Source organism: Nocardia sp. NPDC004168 (assembly GCF_040610355.1).
GTDB classification, from domain to species: Bacteria; Actinomycetota; Actinomycetes; order Mycobacteriales; family Mycobacteriaceae; genus Nocardia; species Nocardia sichangensis.
Map to the genome: position 1 here is coordinate 1 of NZ_JBEXME010000006.1, position 17,363 is coordinate 17,363.

Genomic DNA, 17,363 nt, shown 5'->3' on the forward strand with positions numbered 1-17,363 from the left:
CGCGTTCTCCTTAATTCGTGCCAATTGCTTGTGTTCTGTACCCAGACGGCGAGTCAATGCACGCCTGCCATGAATTTGCTGATCCATGGTGCGATGGCGGCGACGATCAGCCCCGCACACACCATGACCGTCCCGGTGATACCGAAATAGGCGAACTCGTGACCTGGGTCATAGAACCGAGCCAAACTACCCGACACCGACGTGCCGAGACCAACCGAGAAAAAAATACAATGCCATTGTCTGAGCCCGGAAAGCCTCCGGGGCGAGTCGAGTGCACGGCCAGCGCGATGTGCCCGGCCATGACCATGACGCCGCCGTAGAAGAGGGTGAGTTCCGTCCCGGGCAAACGGTCGGCGATCCAGCCGCCCAGGACGGTGGGCAGAGAGACCAGGAGGATGGTGACCATCCCGTAGAACGAGAAGCGCTCCCAGAGTTCGACGCCGAACAAGTTGGCCAGCCCGATCGGGTGGCCGAACACGGTTCGTGTCCCCACTGGTTCCCGCGATGTTTTCGCTTCGACCATGCTCCGAAGATCGCATCTCGAAGCGCGCCGGGGAGGATTCGTTTGTTCTGTTCAGGCGGGCCGCGGAACCTGGACGCGGCCGGTGGTTTGCCCCCGCACCTATCGGGCACCCCGCAATCGACAGGCAAACCGGCCCGCACCCAGAAAGCGTTGAGCTGATGGTCCACGTGGAAATCACCGTGCCGACTACACCGGAGCAGGTTTTCTCCGTCCTGGCCGACGGATGGCTGTTCGCCGCCTGGGTCGTCGGCGCCACGCACATTCGCGACGTCGACGACGAATGGCCCGGCGTCGGCGCGTCGCTGCACTACAGCGCGGGCGTATGGCCGTTCACCGTGAGCGACACCACGGAGGTCGTGTCGGTGGATCCGCCGCACATGCTCGAACTAGAGGCCAAGCTCTCGCCGTTCGGCGCCGCGTGGATCCGGCTGGAACTCGTCGAGACCGCGACCGACGAGACCCAGATCCGGATGTACGAGCACGCCGAACGCGGGTTGGGCCGGCTCATGCCCAACGCGCTGCAAGAACTCCTGCTGGTGCCGCGGAACATGGAATCGCTCTCCCGGCTCGCCGATATCGCCATCGGCAAGGCGCGCCGTGCGGGTCACGCCGGAATCGGAGTCCGCGCCGGAACCGAGACGCACGCCGAGGTGAAGCTGAACGGACACGTCCCGCAGACCTGACCGCGGCCACGCGACCGAGCCGGATCAGGCGATCGACAGTGCGATGCCGTCGAGGATGTCGTGCTCACTGACGATCAGCTCGGAAATACCCGCGCGCCGGGACAACTCCTCCGCCAGTACTTCGGTGATGACCGCGCCGCCGCCGATCACGTCGACCCGGCCGGGGTGCATCGGCCCCAGCGCTGCGCGCTCATCGTGGTCCATGGCGATCAGCCGGTCGCAGACCTGATGCACCTGCTCCGAGGTCAAACGAGTGAGATGCACCCGCTCCGAGTCGTATTCGGGGAGATCGAGCGCGACCGCGGCGAGCGTGGTCATCGTGCCAGCCACGCCGACCCATGTGTGCGCCCCTTCCACCGGGACGTGCGTGAACGCTTCGGTCAACCGCTCGGTGGCGAAGGCGCGGGCGGCGGCGATCTCCTCGGCGGTCGGCGGGTTGCCCGCCAGACACCGTTCGGTGATCCGGACGCAGCCGATGTCGGCGGAGAACGCGGCGCGCACCCCCGCGCTGTCCCCGAACACCAGCTCGGTGGAACCGCCGCCCAGGTCGACGACGACGAACGGACCCGCCGCGCTGGACAATTCGCCGATGGCGCCGGCGAACGACAGGCGCGCCTCCTCGTCGCCGGTGATCACCTCGGCTTCCGCGCCCGCGACCACCGCGCCGAGTTCGGCACGCGCCATGGCGAAGAAATCCTCCCGGTTGGCGGCGTCCCGGGTGGCGGACGTCGCCACCATCCGCACCCGGCCGACGCCCGCCTCGCGCATCAGCGCGACGTAGTCGGCCAGGGCGGCGCGGGTGCGTTCGATCGCCTCCGGCGCCAGCGAGCCGGTCGCGTCGACGCCTTGGCCGAGGCGGACGATGCGCATCTCGCGGTGCACGTCGGCCAACCGCCCGTCGTCGAGCACGTCGGCGATCAGCAGTCGGATGGAGTTCGTGCCGCAATCCACGGCGGCTACCCGGTCACTCATCACTGTGCTCCAGTCTCTCGCGCGCTACTCGGCCGGGACGCGGGCCAGTCGGCCGGAATCGCGGTGCCGCGCAGGCCGTGTTCGGCGGCCAGCGCCACCGACTCGTCGCCGAGCGGATTCACGCCCGGCCCCTTGGCCAATGCGTGGGCGATCAGCACGTGCAGGCACTTGACCCGCTCGGGCATCCCGCCGCCGGTGAAATCCGTGCCGAGCGATTCGATTTCGTCGCGTTCGGCCAGATAGCTCTCGTGCGCGGCGCGGTAGGCGGCGGCCAGCTCCTCGTCCGCGGCGAGCCGCTCGGTCATCTCCCGCATCACGCCGGCCGATTCCTGCCTGCTCGCCTCCGCGGTGAGCCGGGGATCGGTGAGGTAGTAGAGGGTCGGGAAGGGGGTGCCGTCCGGCAACCGGGGCGCGGTCTTCACAACGGCCGGGATCCCGTCCGGGGTGCGGTAGGCGATGGCGAGCACGCCGCGCGGCGCACGGCCCAGCTGCTCGGCGATGATCGCGAGATCCTGGTCGGTGGGTGCGGTCACCTATGTCCTTCCGGTGCTCGAGGTGGTGGCGCGGCGGCCTAGGGCGTCGGCTGCGGCTCGGAGATGCTGCGCCACAAATCGGTGTACCAAGGCTGGGGGTCCCTGGCTCTGGTGGGCGCGGGCGGCGGCGCGGGCGCCTCGATGCCGGGCACCTGCACGATATACGGCGTCTCGCCTGGCATCACCAGACGCAGGCGGTCCCGCGCCTCGCTGCGGATGTAGGCCGGATCCTGTTGCTGCGCACGACGATCCCGCAGCCGGGCCAGATCCGTCTCGAGTTCCTCGCGCTGCTGCGCCAGCTGCGCCGCCTCCGCGCGCTGGGTGAAATACGTGCGCATCGGCACGGCGAGGGTGAGCGCGAGCCCGCACACCACCATCGCGAGGATCACCGCCTTGCCGGTGGAGAGGCCGAGGAACGTGTGGTCGTGCCTGTCGCCGGCCGAACCCGTCTTGCGCGGTTTCGGCTTCTCCGCGGGCTCCGATCGCCTGCGACCGCGCTTGGCGGCGGAGTCGGCCGGGCGCGATCCGGCGGCACGCGACGTGCGGCGGTCCCCGCGTCCGGCCGGACTGGTCCCACGCGCACGTCGCTCCGTCATCTCACGCCTCGGTCTCTACTTCGCGGTACTCCCGGGGTTCGTGCCCCAGCTCAGCCTTCGAACGCGAAGCGGGGGAACGCGACGTCACCCGCGTAGCGCGCCGAATCACCGAGCGCATCCTCGATGCGCAGCAGCTGGTTGTACTTGGCGACCCGCTCGCTGCGCGCCGGGGCGCCGGTCTTGATCTGGCCGCTGCCCACCGCGACGGCGAGGTCGGCGATGGTGGTGTCCTCGGTCTCGCCGGAACGGTGCGACATCATCGTCTTGTAGCCGTTGCGATGCGCCAGCTCCACCGCGTCCAGGGTCTCGGTGAGGGTGCCGATCTGGTTCACCTTGACCAGCAGCGCGTTGGCGGCGCCCTTGGCGATGCCCTCCTCCAGGCGCTCCGGGTTGGTGACGAACAGGTCGTCGCCGACGAGCTGGATCTTCTCGCCGATCTGGTCGGTCAGGGTCACCCAGCCGTTCCAGTCGTCCTCCGACAGCGGGTCCTCGATGGACACCAGCGGGTAGGCCGCGATCAACTCGGCGTAGAACTGCGCCATCTCCTCGGCCGAACGCACCACACCTTCGAACTTGTAGCCGCTGCCGGAGGTGAAGAACTCGGTGGCGGCCACGTCCAGCGCCAGCGCCACGTCGCTGCCCAGCTTCAGGCCGGTCTTGGCGATGGCCTCGCTGATCAGGTCGAGCGCCGCCTTGGTGCCCGCCACGTCGGGCGCGAAACCGCCTTCGTCACCGAGGCCGGTGGACAGGCCCTTGGCCTTCAGCACCGACTTCAGCGCGTGGTAGACCTCCGCGCCCCAGCGCAGCGACTCCTTGAAGGTGGGCGCGCCGATCGGGGCGACCATGAATTCCTGCACGTCGACGCCCGTGTCGGCGTGCGCGCCGCCGTTGAGGATGTTCATCATCGGGACGGGCAGCACGTGCGCGTTCGGGCCGCCGAGGTAGCGGAACAGTTCGAGGCCGGAGGACTCGGCGGCGGCGCGGGCCACCGCCAGCGAGACACCGAGCAGGGCGTTGGCGCCGAGCCGGGACTTGTCCTGGGTGCCGTCGAGGTCGAGCAGCACCTGGTCGACGGTGCGCTGCTCCACGGCGTCCAGGCCGATGACGGCGGGCGCGATCTCGTCGAGCACGCCCTCGACCGCCTTGCGCACGCCCTTGCCGCCGTAGCGCTCGCCGCCGTCGCGCAGTTCGACGGCCTCGTGCTCGCCGGTGGACGCGCCGGAGGGCACGGCCGCCCGGGTCAGGGTGCCGTCGTCGAGAGCGATCTCGACCTCGACGGTGGGGTTACCGCGCGAATCGAGGATCTCGCGAGCTCCGACCTGTTCGATGATGGCCACGAAAAAGACACTCCTTCGGCTGCTGACACGGTATGTCTCACGGGATGGGCCGTGCGCTGCGAGCCTATCGTCCCGGCGGCGAGGCGGGTAACCGGCACTCCGGCGACCGGGAGATCACACCCGGCGGCCGATGCTGTAGCTCGCGGCCCGGTCGCGCACGGTCAACAGGTAGCTGTGCGACTGGTTGTAGGTGAGCAAGGCCCGCTGCCAGCCGTGCTCGGAGGTGAGGTCGCCGCCGCTGGCGCACAGATACCTGGCTGCGGTGAGCGCGGCGTCATCGATGTTCTGCGGATCCGCGACGCCGTCTCCGTTGGCGTCGACGCCCCAGCGCTTCCAGGTCTCCGGGATGAACTGCAGCGGGCCGACGGCGCGATCGTGCTCCGGATCGCCGTCGAGCACGCCGCCGTCGGTGTCCCGCACCAACGCGACGCCCGGCGAGCCGTCCAGCGGGACTCCGATGATCGGCGGGCGGACCGAGCCGTCCGCGCCGAGCTGCGCCCCGCGATGGGTGCCGTGCTTGCTCTCCACGCTCGCGATGCCCGCGAGCGTCGTCCACGCGATGCCGCAGTCGGGACGGGCCCTGGTCATCACGGCCGCCGCGTAGCCGTACGCCTCCAGCGCGATCGGCGGTATGCCGAGCCCATCGGCCTGCTCATCGGCCCAGCCGCGCAACTGGACGGCCGTGCGACCGGAAGCGTCCAGGTCGATCACGGGCAGCGGGGTGCCCGGCCCGGGCGGGATGCCCTCTGAGATCGGGGTGCGGTCGGTCCCGCAACCGGCGAGCCCGAGGAGCACCACGATGGCGGCCGAGACGCCGGTCTTTCGCAACACCCTTCCATCATCCAGATGACGGCGCGGGCCCGCGGCAAGCCGGTGACGGAGCGCACTGCGTGTCGAAAGCGCGTATGACCCGCACGGTCGCCGTGTCAGACCAGCAGTTCGCTGGTCGCGCTGTGCGTCGGCGCGGTGAGCACCGTTCCGGTGTCCCCGGATTCGACGACGCATCCCTGGTCGAGGACGATCAGCCGCGGACAGTATCCGGCGACCAAGGCCATGTCGTGTGTGATGACCAGCAAGGCGGTGTCACGTTCGGACCGGATCCGATCCAGCAGCGCCATGATCGCCGCCGCGGTGGTGTGGTCCAGTGCCGAAGTGATCTCGTCGCACAGGAGCACGGCGGGTTCGGCGGCGAGGGCGCGGGCCAGCGCGACTCGTTGCCGCTGGCCGCCGGACAGTTCGTGCGGATAGCGGGCGGCCAGGTCGGCGGAAAGCTCGACGGCGGCAAGAATTTCCTCGATCCGCCACGCGAGATCCCGGCGTGCGACCCGCCCGATCCGCCGCAAAGGGCGGCCGAGCGTTTGCGCCACGGTGCGGCGCGGGTTGAGCGCGGACCGGGGGTTTTGAGTAACCAATTGAATGCCGCCCGCGCCATGGTGAATTCGCCGGTTCGCCCCAACGGCGATCGGGTCGCCACGCAGTTCGAGCGATCCGGTCGCCGAATGGTGCAGCCCCGCGAGCACGCGAGCCAAGGTCGTCTTGCCCGCGCCCGACGCACCCACCACCGCGAGCGCCGAGCCCGCCTCCAGCGCGAGGTCGATGTCGGCGAGCACCCGGTGTCCGTCGATCGAGGCGCTGATGTTCTCGGCGCGCAGCACGACGTCGGGCGGTCGGTTGTCCGTCGAGACGGCCGAAGGCTTGTGACAGTTGCGCGCTCGCTCTCCGGCCGAGGCGACGTCCGGCGGAGGGAGAGCACTTCGCCGTTCGGCACACACCTGTGTACCGCCCGACGGAGACGGAGGCGGGGACGCCGGACGGACCGCGCCGAGTTCGACGATGTCGTCGGCGATCGAGTGCACGAGAGCGGTGTCGTGCCCGGACAGCAAGATCGCCGCCGAACGCTCGCGAGCGAGTGCCGCCAGCTGCCCGGCGATATCGGTGCGCAGTGCGCCGTGCAGCCCGGCCAGCGGCTCGTCCAGCACCAGCACGCCGGTCCGGCGGATCAGCGCCCTGGCGAGGGCGACGCGACGCTGCTGACCGCCGGACAATTCACCGGGGCGGCGGCGAAGGTAGTCCGGCGACAGACCGACCAGCGCGAGCGTGTCGATCAGGGTGGACTCGGGCGCGCGCGGCGCGACCTCGCGTAACAGGGCGCGCACGCGCAGCAGCGGGTTCAGCGCCGACCCGGGATCCTGCCCGACGTAAGCGATATGCTGACGTCGGAAGCGTTGCAGCGCAATGCGATCGAGCGCCAGCACATCGTGTCCGGCAACCGATGCCGAGCCCGTCGTGCGCGCCGCCGCGGACGGGAGTTGCCCGAGCAGTGCGCGCATCACCGTGGTCTTGCCCGACCCGGACGGGCCGGTGAGCGCCGTGACCGTGCCCGCCGGTATCCGGAAAGTCGCGGGTCCGGCCAATTCTCGCCCGTCCGGACCCAGCACGGTCAGGCCGTCGACCGCGACGAGATCGGCCCGCACCTGCCCGGCGTCATCCGCCTCGGCCGTCCGACGCGCGCTCGTCGTGACGTTCACGTTCATTCCCGCTCCCCTCGCCCGAACGCCGACACCGCCAGGTTCACGCTCACCGCGACGATCGCGATCGCGAGGCTCGGAGCGAGCACGGCCCAGGGGTTGAGCAGCATGCCGGAGGCGTTCTCGCGCACCATGACCGCCCAGTTGCTCGCACCGAGCGTCGTGGGCAACTGGAGGAAGGACGCCGTGCTCACCAGATAGACCGCCGCCACGAAACGCAGCCCGAACTGAGTCGTCGCCACCGCGCGCAGGTTCGGGATCACTTCGCGGAATACCAGGTGACCGAGCGACTCACCGGCGGCTCGCGCGCTCTCGACATATCCGGACGCCGCGACCCCAGCGGCGGCGGCCGTGAAGATCCGCGCGCAATAGGGAACGCCGAACAGCAGCGCCAGGACGATCAGTCCCAGGGTTCCCGCGTCGGGCCACGAGGTCAGCACGAGCAGAATCCCCAGCACCGCGGGTAGCAGGATGAACAAGTCGGTGCCGAGTTCGATCCACTGGCCGATCCGCGGGCGCAGCGCCGCGACCGCGCCGAGGACACACGACAGTCCGGTCACCGACACCGCGATCACCGCGGCCACCAGCAGCAATCCCCAACCGCCATAGAGCAACTGGCTGAGCACGTCGCGGCCGAGCCGGTCGGTGCCCAACGGCGCGCAGGCAGCGGGATCGCCGAACGGGATGCCGATCGCTTCCTCCGCCGGGTGCGGCGCCAGCGTCGGTCCCAGCGCCGCCGCCAGCGTGACCAGCAGAGCGGGCGCGACGGCCAGCCACCCGAGCCGCCACCGCGCCGGGCGCGCGATCTTCGCGGGAGCCGTCATCGCCGCCCCCGCAACGACCAGGCGCGGATGCCGTCGGCGGCGGCGATCACGACCATGATGAGCACCCCGGACAACGCGACCACCGCGGCCACCACCGAAGTGTCCCGATCGGCCACCGAACCGGCCAGGACCGCCCCTAGACCGGGATAGTTGAACACGGTCTCCACCACCAGAGCACCGCCGAGCAGCATCCCGACCGTGGTGGCGAAGCTGGCGACTATCGTCGGCAACGCGAACGGCAGCACGTGCCGCGCCAGCACCGCACGGCCCGAAAGCCCGTCCAGCACAGCGCTTTCCACGTGCGGAGCCAGCGCGGCGTCGGACAAGGCGGCGCGCACCACCCTGGTGTTCCATCCGATCTGGGGCAACGCGAGCGCGAGCACCGGCAACACCAGCATCTCCGGTCCGGCCGGCATCCCCGACCGGCCGGCGATGGTCACGGCGGGCAGCCAGCCCAGCGCCAGCGCGAACACCAGGATCAGCACCGTGGCGATCACGAATTCGGGAACGGCCACCGCGGTGGTCGTCGTCGGCTGCAAGACGCGCGCGGCCACGCTGCCCGGACGCGTCGCCCACCACGCGCCGAGCGCGAGCGACGCGAGCACGGTCACCGCGAGGGCGATACCGCCGAGCAGCAGCGTCGGCGGGAACTTGTCGACGAGCAGGTCGTCGACCGGCCGTCCGCGCGCGGTACGTCCGAAATCGCCGGTCACGACGCCCGCGATCCAGTTCCAGAACCGCACCGCCAGTGGACGGTCCAGTCCGAGTTCGTGTTCTTTGGCGGCGATCTGCTCGGGCGTGGCCTCCCGGCCGAGGACGGCGCGGGCGGCGTCGCCCGGCAGCAGGTCCACGGCGACGAAGACGCAGGCCAGCAGCGTCACCAGCAGGATGACGCGCCGGAGGAGCAGTCGCGCGAACAGCATCACCCGGCCAGCCAGGCCTTCTCCAGCTGGACCCTGGCGAACCCGCCGAGCATGGGCAGGTCGCGCACCCGGGAGGCGGCGATGTCGATGCCGTCGGCCATGCCCCAGACCAGGTAGCCGCCGCGCTCGTACTGGATGCGCTGCAACTCCTGATTCGCCTGCCGGTACTCCGCGTCGGTGCGCGCGGCGAGCGCTTTCGCGGTCGCGGCGTCGAATTCGGCGTCCGTGAAACCGGTTTCGTTGCGGTTCGATCCGCTCGAAAGCAATTTGCTCGCGAAGAAGAGGGTGGAGTCGTTGGTGCCCCAGGAGATCGTGTACAGCGGCGCCTTCAACCAGGTCTGGTCGTAGAAGGCGTTCGGCTCCTGGGTGACCACGTCCAGCCGGACGCCGATCTCGGCGAGCTGGGTGGCGATCACCTTCGCCGATTCCACCTCACCGGGCGCCTCGGCCTTGGTGACGAAGGGGTAGCTGCGCCCGGTGTCGAATTTCGCCTCGCGCAACAGCGCTTTCGCGCGATCGAGGTCGCGGGTGCGCTGGGCGAGGGAGGTGTCGTAGAACGGATCGGCCGTGCCGAGAATGTCGTTGGCCACCGTTCCGTATCCGGAATGCACCTGGTTGACCAAGGCTTTGCGGTCGACGCCGAGCCGTAGGGCGGTGCGCACCCGTGCGTCGGCGAACGGGCCGTCGGAGCTGCGCATGGCGACACCGACCACCGTATCGTTCGGTCGGCGCACGACGGCCAGATCGCCGCGTCCCTCGGCGGTGCGGCCCGCGATGGCGCCGACGTTGGAGGCCAGGTCGATCTGCCCGCCGAGCACCGCGTTGCCCAGCGCGGTCACGCTTTCGAACATGGTTACCTCGATGGCGTCCAGCGGCGGCGGCCCGCCGTGCCACCGCTCGTTGCGCACCAGCCGGGCGTTGCCGCCCTGATAGGACTCCAACCGGAACGGTCCGCTGCCCACGGCCTTGGTGAAATCGGTGGTGTCCTTTTTGACCGTGAACGTCATCAGCCGCACCAGCAGCGGCAGTTGGGTATTCGGTTCGGGCACGGCCAGCACCACCCGGTTCGGCCCGTCGGCGGAGATGCCCTCCACGGCCACCGGCATCTTCGACGCGCCACCGACCGTGCGCAGCCTGCGCAGCGACCACACGACATCTTCGGACGTCACCGGTGTCCCGTCGTGGAAGGTCGCGTTCTCGGCCAGGGTGAAGCTCCAGCGCCGCCGGTCGGCGTCGGGCTCCCACCGATTCGCCAGGCGGGGAACGACGTTCGGATTGCCGCCCGGCACGGTGAGGGCGTCGTAGACCAGGGAGGTGACGAGGAAGTCGCTGTCGTTGCTGAGGTTGGCGTGCGGATCGCGTTCGATGCGCGCCGCGGTGCCGAGCGCGCCGACTCGCAGCGTGCCGCCAGGTCGTGCGGGCCCGGACACGTCGGCGTCATCGGAACAAGCGGCCACCAGCAGCACAGCCCCCACGCCGAGACTCGACCGCAGCAAGTCCCTTCGATTCAAAACCATTGTGCTGCCCCTCTTCCTGAACCGAACCCACGGCGGTACCGCACACAGTGCCTTGATCAGGACAGGCTAGCCTAATGCGCGGCGCGACTCGCCGATACCGGCATCAAAACGGCAGTGCAAGGGCGCATCTCCCGCAAACCGCCGACCGAGCCCCGGCACGCCCACCGGACCGACTTCACCCGAGCCGAAGTTATGCGATTCGGCTATTTTTTGCCGACTCGCTTAGGTAAGCCTTGCTTCACTTCATACAAAGGGCTACCTTCCCATACTAATCGTGAACCCTGCCTTTCCCACTGCTGCGAAGAAGGGATACCCGGTGAAAAGCGTTCTCTCCGAACGTAAGCCGCTTCACCCCCTAGACCTCGAACGACGCGAGCTTTCCCTGGAAGCGGGTCGCGCGGTGCGCGCTGTCGCCAGAGAGATATCGGTCACGCTCGATCTCGCACTCGCCGATCCGGCGGCCGCGGCGCGCACCCTCTCGGACCCCGCGCTCATCGAACGGATCGATGCGGGCGCGGCACGGCTCCCCGCCGAAGTGCGCCACGCCATGCGCCCGCCCGCCACCCCCGCGGGCGCCGCGGTCGTCGGTCGTCTTCCGCTGGTGGACAACGAATTCGGACCGACTCCGCCGAACTGGCGGGAGGCGGCGCGCTGGAGCGGAGATCCGGAGCGGCGCGCGCGTTCGTTCGAACTCGACTTGGTGATGCTGCTGCTGGCGCGGAGCGCGGGCGAGCCGTTCGGCTGGCAGGGCCAGCAGGACGGCCGATTGGTCAACAATATCGTTCCCGCGGCCGGTCAGGAACACGAACAGTCCGGCGCCAGCAGCAAAGCGCTGCTCAGCCCGCACACCGAGGACGCCTTCCATCCGGAGCGCGCCCACCTGCTGATGCTCGGTTGCCTACGTAACCCGGATCTGGTCGGCACCACCGTGTCGTCGGTGCGCCGGATCGAACTGTCCACCGCGCAACGCGAACTGCTCAGCACTCCCGCACTGCCGATCCTGCCGGATGTCTCCTACGGCGACGGTCACGAAACCTACCCGGCCGCACCGATTCCGACGCTGTGGAGCATCGCGGGCGCCGACCGGCAGACGCTGCGCTACGACCCGGCGTACACACCGCTCGACGACGCCGACCCGGAATTCCGCGCGGCATATGAACAACTCGCCGCCGAGCTCGAACGCGTCTGCGTCACCGCGTCGCTCGCCCCCGGCGAGCTGTTGCTGGTGGACAACGACGTCGCCGTGCACGGCCGAGTGCCGTTCACCGCCCGGTACGACGGCACCGACCGGTGGCTCAAGCGAGTGAACATCCGGCTTCCGGAACGCCGACGGCGGGCCGAGGAAGCCGACGAGAATGGCTACGGGCAACAAACCGTAGCCCCGTTCCGGACGGCGGCCACCCCGCCGGTTCAGAGCGGCACTCATGAGCGGGATGCAGTACGACATGATCGAGGACCCCTTGAGCACGCGTGACCGAAGCACACCCCTGCGGGTGTTGAGCCGAAGCGACCTCGCCGACGTGCCGATCACACCGGCCGCGGTGGTACGCGCCGTGGAAGAGGCGTATCTCGCCCTGGCGGCGGGCGATTCGGACAATCCGCGCAAGCTCAGCGTCGCCAACCCCGACGGCTGGTCGGTCGCCTACGCCATGCTCGGCCGGGACGGCCGCAGGCGCGTGGTGGCGATGAAGACCTCCTACAAGTTCGACCCCGGCCACGATCGCAGCACGAAGCGGTACTACACGACCATCACGCTCTACGACGACAGCACCGGCGCGCCGATCGCGATGATGGACTGCGCCCGGGTCGGCGCGTTGCGCACGCCCGCGGTGTCGGCTCTGCTGGTGCGCGAGACGATCCGGCGGGGCGCGGAGAGCGTGCTGCTGATCGGCACCGGAACCCAGGGCCGCAACGCCCTTCCGCATCTGCTCGCCGCGAACCCGCAGCTGCGCAAGCTGATGGTCTACGGCACGCACCCCGAGGGCCTGGCAGCCGTGCATCGCGTGCTCGCCGAGCACCATCCGCACGCGCTGCTCGAGACCGTCACCGATCCACGCGCCGCGGCGGCCACGGCCGATGTCGTGCTGGCCACGGCGGGCCCGGCCACCGAAGTGGCGCTCGAATCCGACGATCTGGCGCCCGGTTCGGTGGCGGTGCTGGTCGGTTACGGGCTCGCGCCGTCCGCGCTGACCGATGCCGACCGCGTGATCGCGACCAGCGCCGAGCAGATGGCGCTGACCGGCACCGACATGGCCGGGCCCGACGGCACGCTGCGCACGGTGGACGCCGAGCTGCCGCAGATCCTCGATCGCCGTGCGGTCGCGCGCCGCTCCGACGACGAGCGCGTCTTCGTCTACAACAGCGGGCTGGTGCTGACCGACATCGCGGTGGCCCACGCGCTGGCGGAGCGGGCGATCGCGGAAGGCCGTGGCACGGAGGTACCGCTGTGGGACTAGCACACGGAGGTGCACGGTGGGACTAGAACACGCGAGTGTCACCGTGGCGCCCGCGGACGAGGCGGCCACGCGCGATTCGATCAGCGCGTCACCGATGCCCGCGCATCTCGATCCGTGGGAGCGCCGCCTGTTCGCCGATCCGGACCTGCTCGGTGACCTCGCTTTCACGCTGGGCGGGCCGTTCCACGTGATGTACCCGGCGCGGGTCGGCCACAACATCCGGGCCTTCCACGGAGCTTTCGAGAGCGCCGGGGTGCAAGGTGCCATCTACTACGGCAAGAAAGCGAACAAGGCCGCGTGCGTCGCGCGGGCCTGCGCGGAAAACGGTGCGGGCGTCGACGTCGCCAGCGTCGGAGAGCTGACCGCCGCGCTGGCACAGGGCGTGCGCGGTGCCGAGCTCATGGTGACCGGACCGGCGAAAGCGGACGACCTGCTGTGGCTGGCCGCCCGGCACGGTGCCCTGATCGCCGTGGACGATCTCGGCGAGCTCGAACGGCTCGCCGCGCAGGCGCCCGCCGACGGGCCCGCGCGAGTGCTGATCCGCGTGCTGCCCGCGGCCTCGGCCAGCCGGTTCGGCATGACCTCCGGCGAAATCGAGGAAGCCCTCGCGCTGTGCGGCGTGAGCGATTCGATTCGCTTGGAGGGCTTCAGTTTCCATCTGTCGGGCTACGACGCGGTGGCGCGCGGGGAACTGGCTGGCGAGCTGATCGCCCGCTGTCTGCACGCGCGCACGCTGGGGCATCCGGCCACCACCGTGTCGATCGGCGGCGGGTTCGGCGTCGACTACGTTCCGGCGGACGCGGCGATGGAGTTCACGGCGCGGGCGGGCAGGCAGTGGTTCCACTCCGGCAAGTCCTTCGATTCGTACTATCCGTACCACTTTCCGGTGCCCGGCGCGGCCATGCTCGCGCAGATCCTCGGCCACGCGGATCTCGCCGGACGACTGCGCGACAACGCCGTGCGGCTGGCCGTCGAACCGGGGCGCGCGCTGCTCGCGCACGCGGGCTGCACCGTCTTCCGCGTCCAGGGCAGCAAGACCAGGCACGCGCACGGCGAGCCCTACCGGTTGCTCACCGTGGACGGCACCAGCCTCAGTCTCTCGGAGCAATGGTTCGACAGCGAGTATCTGCCCGATCCGGTGCTGTGGCCCGCGCGGCCCGGCACCGCGACGCCGACCAGCGTCGGGGCGGCCACCTGTCTGGATTCCGACATGCTGAGCTGGCGGCGGGTGCCGCTGCCTCGCCCCGCCGAGGTCGGCGATCTGCTGATCTACCCGAATACCGCCGGTTATCAGATGGATTCGAACGAGTCCGCGTTTCACGAACTGCCCATCCCACCCAAAGTCGTACTGCACGACGCACCCGGCGATCGCTTCCGCTGGACCCGCGACGGCAGCTGACCCGACTTCCCGACCAGAACCAGGAGACCTCGATGCCGCTCGTCACGCGCGTGACGGATCTGATCGGCCGCACGCCGCTGTTCGAGCTCGCGGCCACCGCGACCGGCACCCGCCTGCTGCTCAAACTGGAGCAGTTCAACCCGACCGGTGCGGCCAAGATCAGGATGGCGCGCGAAATGGTGCTCGACGCCGAGCGTCGCGGTTTGCTACGCAGTGGCGGACATATCATCGAGTCCACATCCGGCAACACCGGGCTCGGCCTCGCGGTAGTTGCCGCGGAACGTGGGTATCGCTTCACCGCAGTGGTCGACCATCACGCATGTAAGGACAAACTGCGCGCGATGCGGGCAATGGGTGCGGAACTGGTGTTCGTCGCCGACGAGGGCGACGACAACCTGGCCACCTCGGCACGGGAGGACCTCGCCGAGGCGATGGCGGCCGAACGGGACGACGCGTACTTCACCGAGCAGCACAACAACGACGCCAACGCGGTGGGCTACTACCCGGTGGCCGAGGAATTGCTCGAGGACGTCGACCGGGTCGACATCCTGCTGTCCGCCGTGGGAACCGGAGGTTCGCTGTTCGGCACCGCGACCCGGCTGCGCCAGCTCGGCTGCACGCCGCACGTCATCGGGGTCGAACCGGTCGGCTCGATCGCCTTCGGCGGGCCGGGCGGTCCGTACTGGCAATCGGGCACCGGCACCCCGCCGGGCGCCACCATCGGCACCGCCGTGGACTATTCGCTGCTGGACGAGGGCGTGAAGGTCACCGACGTGGCGGCCTTCGCGACCGCCCGCGCGGTCGCCGCCGAACTGGGGCTGATGATCGGCGGGTCGGCGGGCGGCTCGGTGTACGCCGCGCTCACCCGGCTGGAGGAGTTCGCGCCGGGCTCCACCGTGGTCACCATCGTGTGCGACGGCGGGGAGAAGTACTTGGACACGGTGTTCGACGACGAGTGGATGAACGAGCGCGACCTGCTCGACCCCGGCACCGAACGCGAGATCGCGCTGCTGCTGCGGCGCTTCACGCCCGCCGCCAGGAACACGTTGGTGGAAGCGCGGTGAGGTCCGGTCGTTGGTACGGTGCGACGCTGCGCCCGCGCGGGACGACGCTCCCGCCCTCTGTGAAGGAGAACCGGTGATCGTGACGAGTTTCCGCGGCGACGGCGGGCGGCTCACCGCGCTGGCGACGCCGATCGCGCTGACCCAGCTCGCCCAGATCGCGGTATCCACCACGAACATCGCGCTGATGGGCACGCTCGGCGTGCGGCAGGTGGCCGCGGGCGGCCTGGCGATCGTGCTGTTCAACCAGATCCGCACCATGTGCGTCGGTTTGATCACCGGCAGCGGCAACCAGATCGCCACCGCCGTGAGCGCGGCGGGCAAACGCGGCGAATCACCGGATCCGGAGATCCGCGACCTGCTGCGCTCGAGCTTCGCGATCGCCACGATCGCCGGGTTGCTCGGCGGTGCGGTGCTGATCGGGCTCGGCTGGGCGCTGCCCTGGCTCGGCCAGGACCCGGGAGTGCTCGCCGACGCCCGCCCGCTGATGATGGCGCTCGCGCCGGGCCTGCTGCCGTGCCTGTGGTTCCAGGTGCTGCGCCAGTACACGGTCGGCATGCAGCGCCCGCAGGCGCTGCTGCTGGTGACGCTCGGCTCGGTGGTGCTGAATCTGCTGTTGGCGCTGGGCTTCATCCACGGCAAGGGCGGCCTGCCCGAACTCGGGCTCACCGGTATCGGTGTCGCGACCTCGCTGGTCTTCCTGATCACCTTCGGCGTGTTCTGGGTGATGGTGTGGCGCGACGAGGAACTCGGCCGCACCCTGCCCGGCACGCCGCTGCCGGTGCGGCTCACCACCGTGCGCGCCGAGCTGCGACTGGGCACGCCGATCGCGCTGACCTACGGCTCCGAGGCCGGCATGTTCTCGGTGCTCGCGCTGGTCATGGGCAGCATCGGCCCGGCGGCGCTGGCCGCGCACAACGTCGTCTACCAGATCATCTACATCGTGTTCCAGGTGGCGATCGGTCTCTCGCACGGTGCGTCGATCCTGGTCAGCCACGCGGTCGCGCGCGACGGGCATGCGCACGCCCGTGCACTGGCCTGGCTGGCGCTGCGGCACGCCGCGGTGATCGCCGCGGTGACGGGCGCGGTGTACGTGATGGCCCCGGATCTGGTGCTGCGCCCCTTCCTGGACTCCTCGGACGCCGACACCATCCAGGTCGCGCACACCCTGCTGCTGATCGGCATCGTGCTGCAATTCTTCGACGCCGCTCAGAACATCGGCACCGGCCTGCTGCGCGGGCTGAAGGCGACCAACGCGGGCTTCCGGCTCTCCCTGATCGGCTACTGGGGCGTAGGCCTGCCCGTAGCCCTGCTGCTGGCCTATCCGGCCGGGCTCGGCGCGGCGGGCGTCTGGTGGGGACTCACCGCGGGCCTGGCCACCACCGCGATCCTCATGCTGCGCCGCTACTTCGCGTTGCTGGACGAGAAGGACCGCGACCGGCCGCACCTGCTCCCGGAGACCCTCACGACCCAGAGCTGATCGGTCCCGATCGCGCTCCGGGCACCTCCGGGTCGTCGGACGGCTCTCGCGATCGCCGAAGCCGCATCGGCCGGGCCCCCGGCCGCACGACAAGTTGGGCTGAACCGGTCCGACGTGGTCCACGACGGACGCCTACCCCGCTCCGGGGTGCCCCGGCACGCCACTCGCGGTGCCGAAGGGCGGCCTCGGAGCAGCTAGTCCAGCCCGGGACGGGGATGCCTCGAAACCCGCCGTGTACCGGCCCGACGGCCCGTCGCCGGGCAGCGCCCGCAGCGGCTTCGACCGGAGCTTCGACGCTCGGGACCCGTGCTCGGACCGTGCGATCGCGAAGGTCCGGCGGACTCCGGGCCTGCCGGTGCCGGAACGTGCGATCGAGATCGTGGGCACCGACGACTCGCGCCGACCCGGTTCGGCCATCACCGTCGGCGCTCCACGCGTGCGGGTTCTCTCGACAACGACCGTGGCGGAGGGTGTGTCGCGTAGCGTTGAAAACGTCGTCGGCCGGGCCGGGATGACGTGCGCGGCCCGGGA

The 17,363-nt window shown here is 70.0% G+C and carries 15 protein-coding genes and 1 pseudogene; 6 read left to right on the plus strand and 10 right to left on the minus strand.

From position 1 onward, the window contains the following. Positions 1-274 precede the first annotated feature (274 nt). Positions 275-523 (minus strand): annotated as a pseudogene (locus ABZW96_RS13920) (MFS transporter); the annotation flags it as partial. 158 nt (positions 524-681) lie between these two features. On the opposite strand from ABZW96_RS13920, the gene ABZW96_RS13925 reads away from it, so the two are divergent. Then, positions 682-1,206, plus strand: a complete 525-nt coding sequence (locus ABZW96_RS13925; protein ID WP_355074465.1) for an SRPBCC family protein — start codon at positions 682-684, stop codon at positions 1,204-1,206. A 24-nt stretch (positions 1,207-1,230) separates the two neighbouring features. Here ABZW96_RS13925 and ABZW96_RS13930 read toward each other — a convergent pair whose 3' ends face one another. The 9 genes from ABZW96_RS13930 to ABZW96_RS13970 all read right to left on the minus strand — a co-directional run bounded on the left by ABZW96_RS13930 (position 1,231) and on the right by ABZW96_RS13970 (position 10,436). Then, positions 1,231-2,178 (minus strand): Ppx/GppA phosphatase family protein, encoded by a 948-nt coding sequence (locus ABZW96_RS13930; protein WP_355074467.1) that lies wholly within the window; start codon positions 2,176-2,178, stop codon positions 1,231-1,233. Further along, entirely contained in the window at positions 2,178-2,711 is a 534-nt protein-coding gene (locus ABZW96_RS13935) for a DUF501 domain-containing protein (protein WP_355074468.1), read from the minus strand. Before ABZW96_RS13935 ends, ABZW96_RS13930 begins: the two co-directional genes overlap by 1 nt. 38 nt (positions 2,712-2,749) lie before the next feature. Beyond that, positions 2,750-3,307: a septum formation initiator family protein gene (locus tag ABZW96_RS13940; protein ID WP_355074470.1), complete on the minus strand. Its 558-nt coding sequence runs from the start codon at positions 3,305-3,307 to the stop codon at positions 2,750-2,752. 50 nt (positions 3,308-3,357) lie between these two features. After that, positions 3,358-4,644 carry a phosphopyruvate hydratase gene (gene eno / locus ABZW96_RS13945; protein WP_355074472.1) on the minus strand — a complete coding sequence of 429 codons (1,287 nt, stop codon included), beginning with the start codon at positions 4,642-4,644 and terminating at the stop codon, positions 3,358-3,360. Positions 4,645-4,758: 114 nt separating this feature from the next. Next, positions 4,759-5,475, minus strand: coding sequence for a lytic murein transglycosylase (locus ABZW96_RS13950; RefSeq protein ID WP_355074474.1), 717 nt, complete (start codon positions 5,473-5,475; stop codon positions 4,759-4,761). A 95-nt stretch (positions 5,476-5,570) separates the two neighbouring features. Continuing rightward, entirely contained in the window at positions 5,571-7,178 is a 1,608-nt protein-coding gene (locus ABZW96_RS13955; protein ID WP_355074475.1) for an ATP-binding cassette domain-containing protein, read from the minus strand. After that, entirely contained in the window at positions 7,175-7,996 is an 822-nt protein-coding gene (locus tag ABZW96_RS13960; protein WP_355074477.1) for an ABC transporter permease subunit, read from the minus strand. Before ABZW96_RS13960 ends, ABZW96_RS13955 begins: the two co-directional genes overlap by 4 nt. Then, positions 7,993-8,919, minus strand: coding sequence for an ABC transporter permease (locus ABZW96_RS13965; protein ID WP_355075020.1), 927 nt, complete (start codon positions 8,917-8,919; stop codon positions 7,993-7,995). Before ABZW96_RS13965 ends, ABZW96_RS13960 begins: the two co-directional genes overlap by 4 nt. Continuing rightward, the gene (locus ABZW96_RS13970; RefSeq protein WP_355074479.1) at positions 8,919-10,436 is read right to left on the minus strand and encodes an ABC transporter substrate-binding protein; all 1,518 of its coding nucleotides are present in this window, start codon (positions 10,434-10,436) and stop codon (positions 8,919-8,921) included. Before ABZW96_RS13970 ends, ABZW96_RS13965 begins: the two co-directional genes overlap by 1 nt. A gap of 316 nt (positions 10,437-10,752) precedes the next feature. Here ABZW96_RS13970 and ABZW96_RS13975 point away from each other — a divergent pair, with 316 nt between their 5' ends. The 5 genes from ABZW96_RS13975 to ABZW96_RS13995 all read left to right on the plus strand — a co-directional run bounded on the left by ABZW96_RS13975 (position 10,753) and on the right by ABZW96_RS13995 (position 16,832). Next, the gene (locus tag ABZW96_RS13975) at positions 10,753-11,910 is read left to right on the plus strand and encodes a TauD/TfdA family dioxygenase (protein WP_355074481.1); all 1,158 of its coding nucleotides are present in this window, start codon (positions 10,753-10,755) and stop codon (positions 11,908-11,910) included. After that, the gene (locus tag ABZW96_RS13980) at positions 11,882-12,892 is read left to right on the plus strand and encodes an ornithine cyclodeaminase family protein (RefSeq protein ID WP_355075022.1); all 1,011 of its coding nucleotides are present in this window, start codon (positions 11,882-11,884) and stop codon (positions 12,890-12,892) included. Before ABZW96_RS13975 ends, ABZW96_RS13980 begins: the two co-directional genes overlap by 29 nt. Before the next feature lie 16 nt (positions 12,893-12,908). Continuing rightward, positions 12,909-14,291 (plus strand): alanine racemase, encoded by a 1,383-nt coding sequence (locus ABZW96_RS13985; RefSeq protein ID WP_355074482.1) that lies wholly within the window; start codon positions 12,909-12,911, stop codon positions 14,289-14,291. A gap of 32 nt (positions 14,292-14,323) precedes the next feature. Next, on the plus strand, positions 14,324-15,355 hold the full coding sequence (locus ABZW96_RS13990) for a cysteine synthase family protein (protein ID WP_355074484.1): 1,032 nt from the start codon (positions 14,324-14,326) through the stop codon (positions 15,353-15,355). A gap of 73 nt (positions 15,356-15,428) precedes the next feature. Then, positions 15,429-16,832, plus strand: a complete 1,404-nt coding sequence (locus tag ABZW96_RS13995; RefSeq protein ID WP_355074486.1) for an MATE family efflux transporter — start codon at positions 15,429-15,431, stop codon at positions 16,830-16,832. Positions 16,833-17,363 lie beyond the last annotated feature (531 nt).

Bases quoted from the DNA above. Each gene is read 5' to 3' on its own strand.
- ABZW96_RS13965 (WP_355075020.1), bottom strand. From the start codon at position 8,919: ATGCTGTTCGCGCGACTGCTCCTCCGGCGCGTCATCCTGCTGGTGACG.
- ABZW96_RS13990 (WP_355074484.1), top strand. From the start codon at position 14,324: ATGCCGCTCGTCACGCGCGTGACGGATCTGATCGGCCGCACGCCGCTG.
- ABZW96_RS13970 (WP_355074479.1), bottom strand. From the start codon at position 10,436: ATGGTTTTGAATCGAAGGGACTTGCTGCGGTCGAGTCTCGGCGTGGGG.
- ABZW96_RS13960 (WP_355074477.1), bottom strand. From the start codon at position 7,996: ATGACGGCTCCCGCGAAGATCGCGCGCCCGGCGCGGTGGCGGCTCGGG.
- ABZW96_RS13980 (WP_355075022.1), top strand. From the start codon at position 11,882: ATGATCGAGGACCCCTTGAGCACGCGTGACCGAAGCACACCCCTGCGG.
- ABZW96_RS13940 (WP_355074470.1), bottom strand. From the start codon at position 3,307: ATGACGGAGCGACGTGCGCGTGGGACCAGTCCGGCCGGACGCGGGGAC.
- ABZW96_RS13925 (WP_355074465.1), top strand. From the start codon at position 682: ATGGTCCACGTGGAAATCACCGTGCCGACTACACCGGAGCAGGTTTTC.
- ABZW96_RS13930 (WP_355074467.1), bottom strand. From the start codon at position 2,178: ATGAGTGACCGGGTAGCCGCCGTGGATTGCGGCACGAACTCCATCCGA.
- ABZW96_RS13955 (WP_355074475.1), bottom strand. From the start codon at position 7,178: ATGAACGTGAACGTCACGACGAGCGCGCGTCGGACGGCCGAGGCGGAT.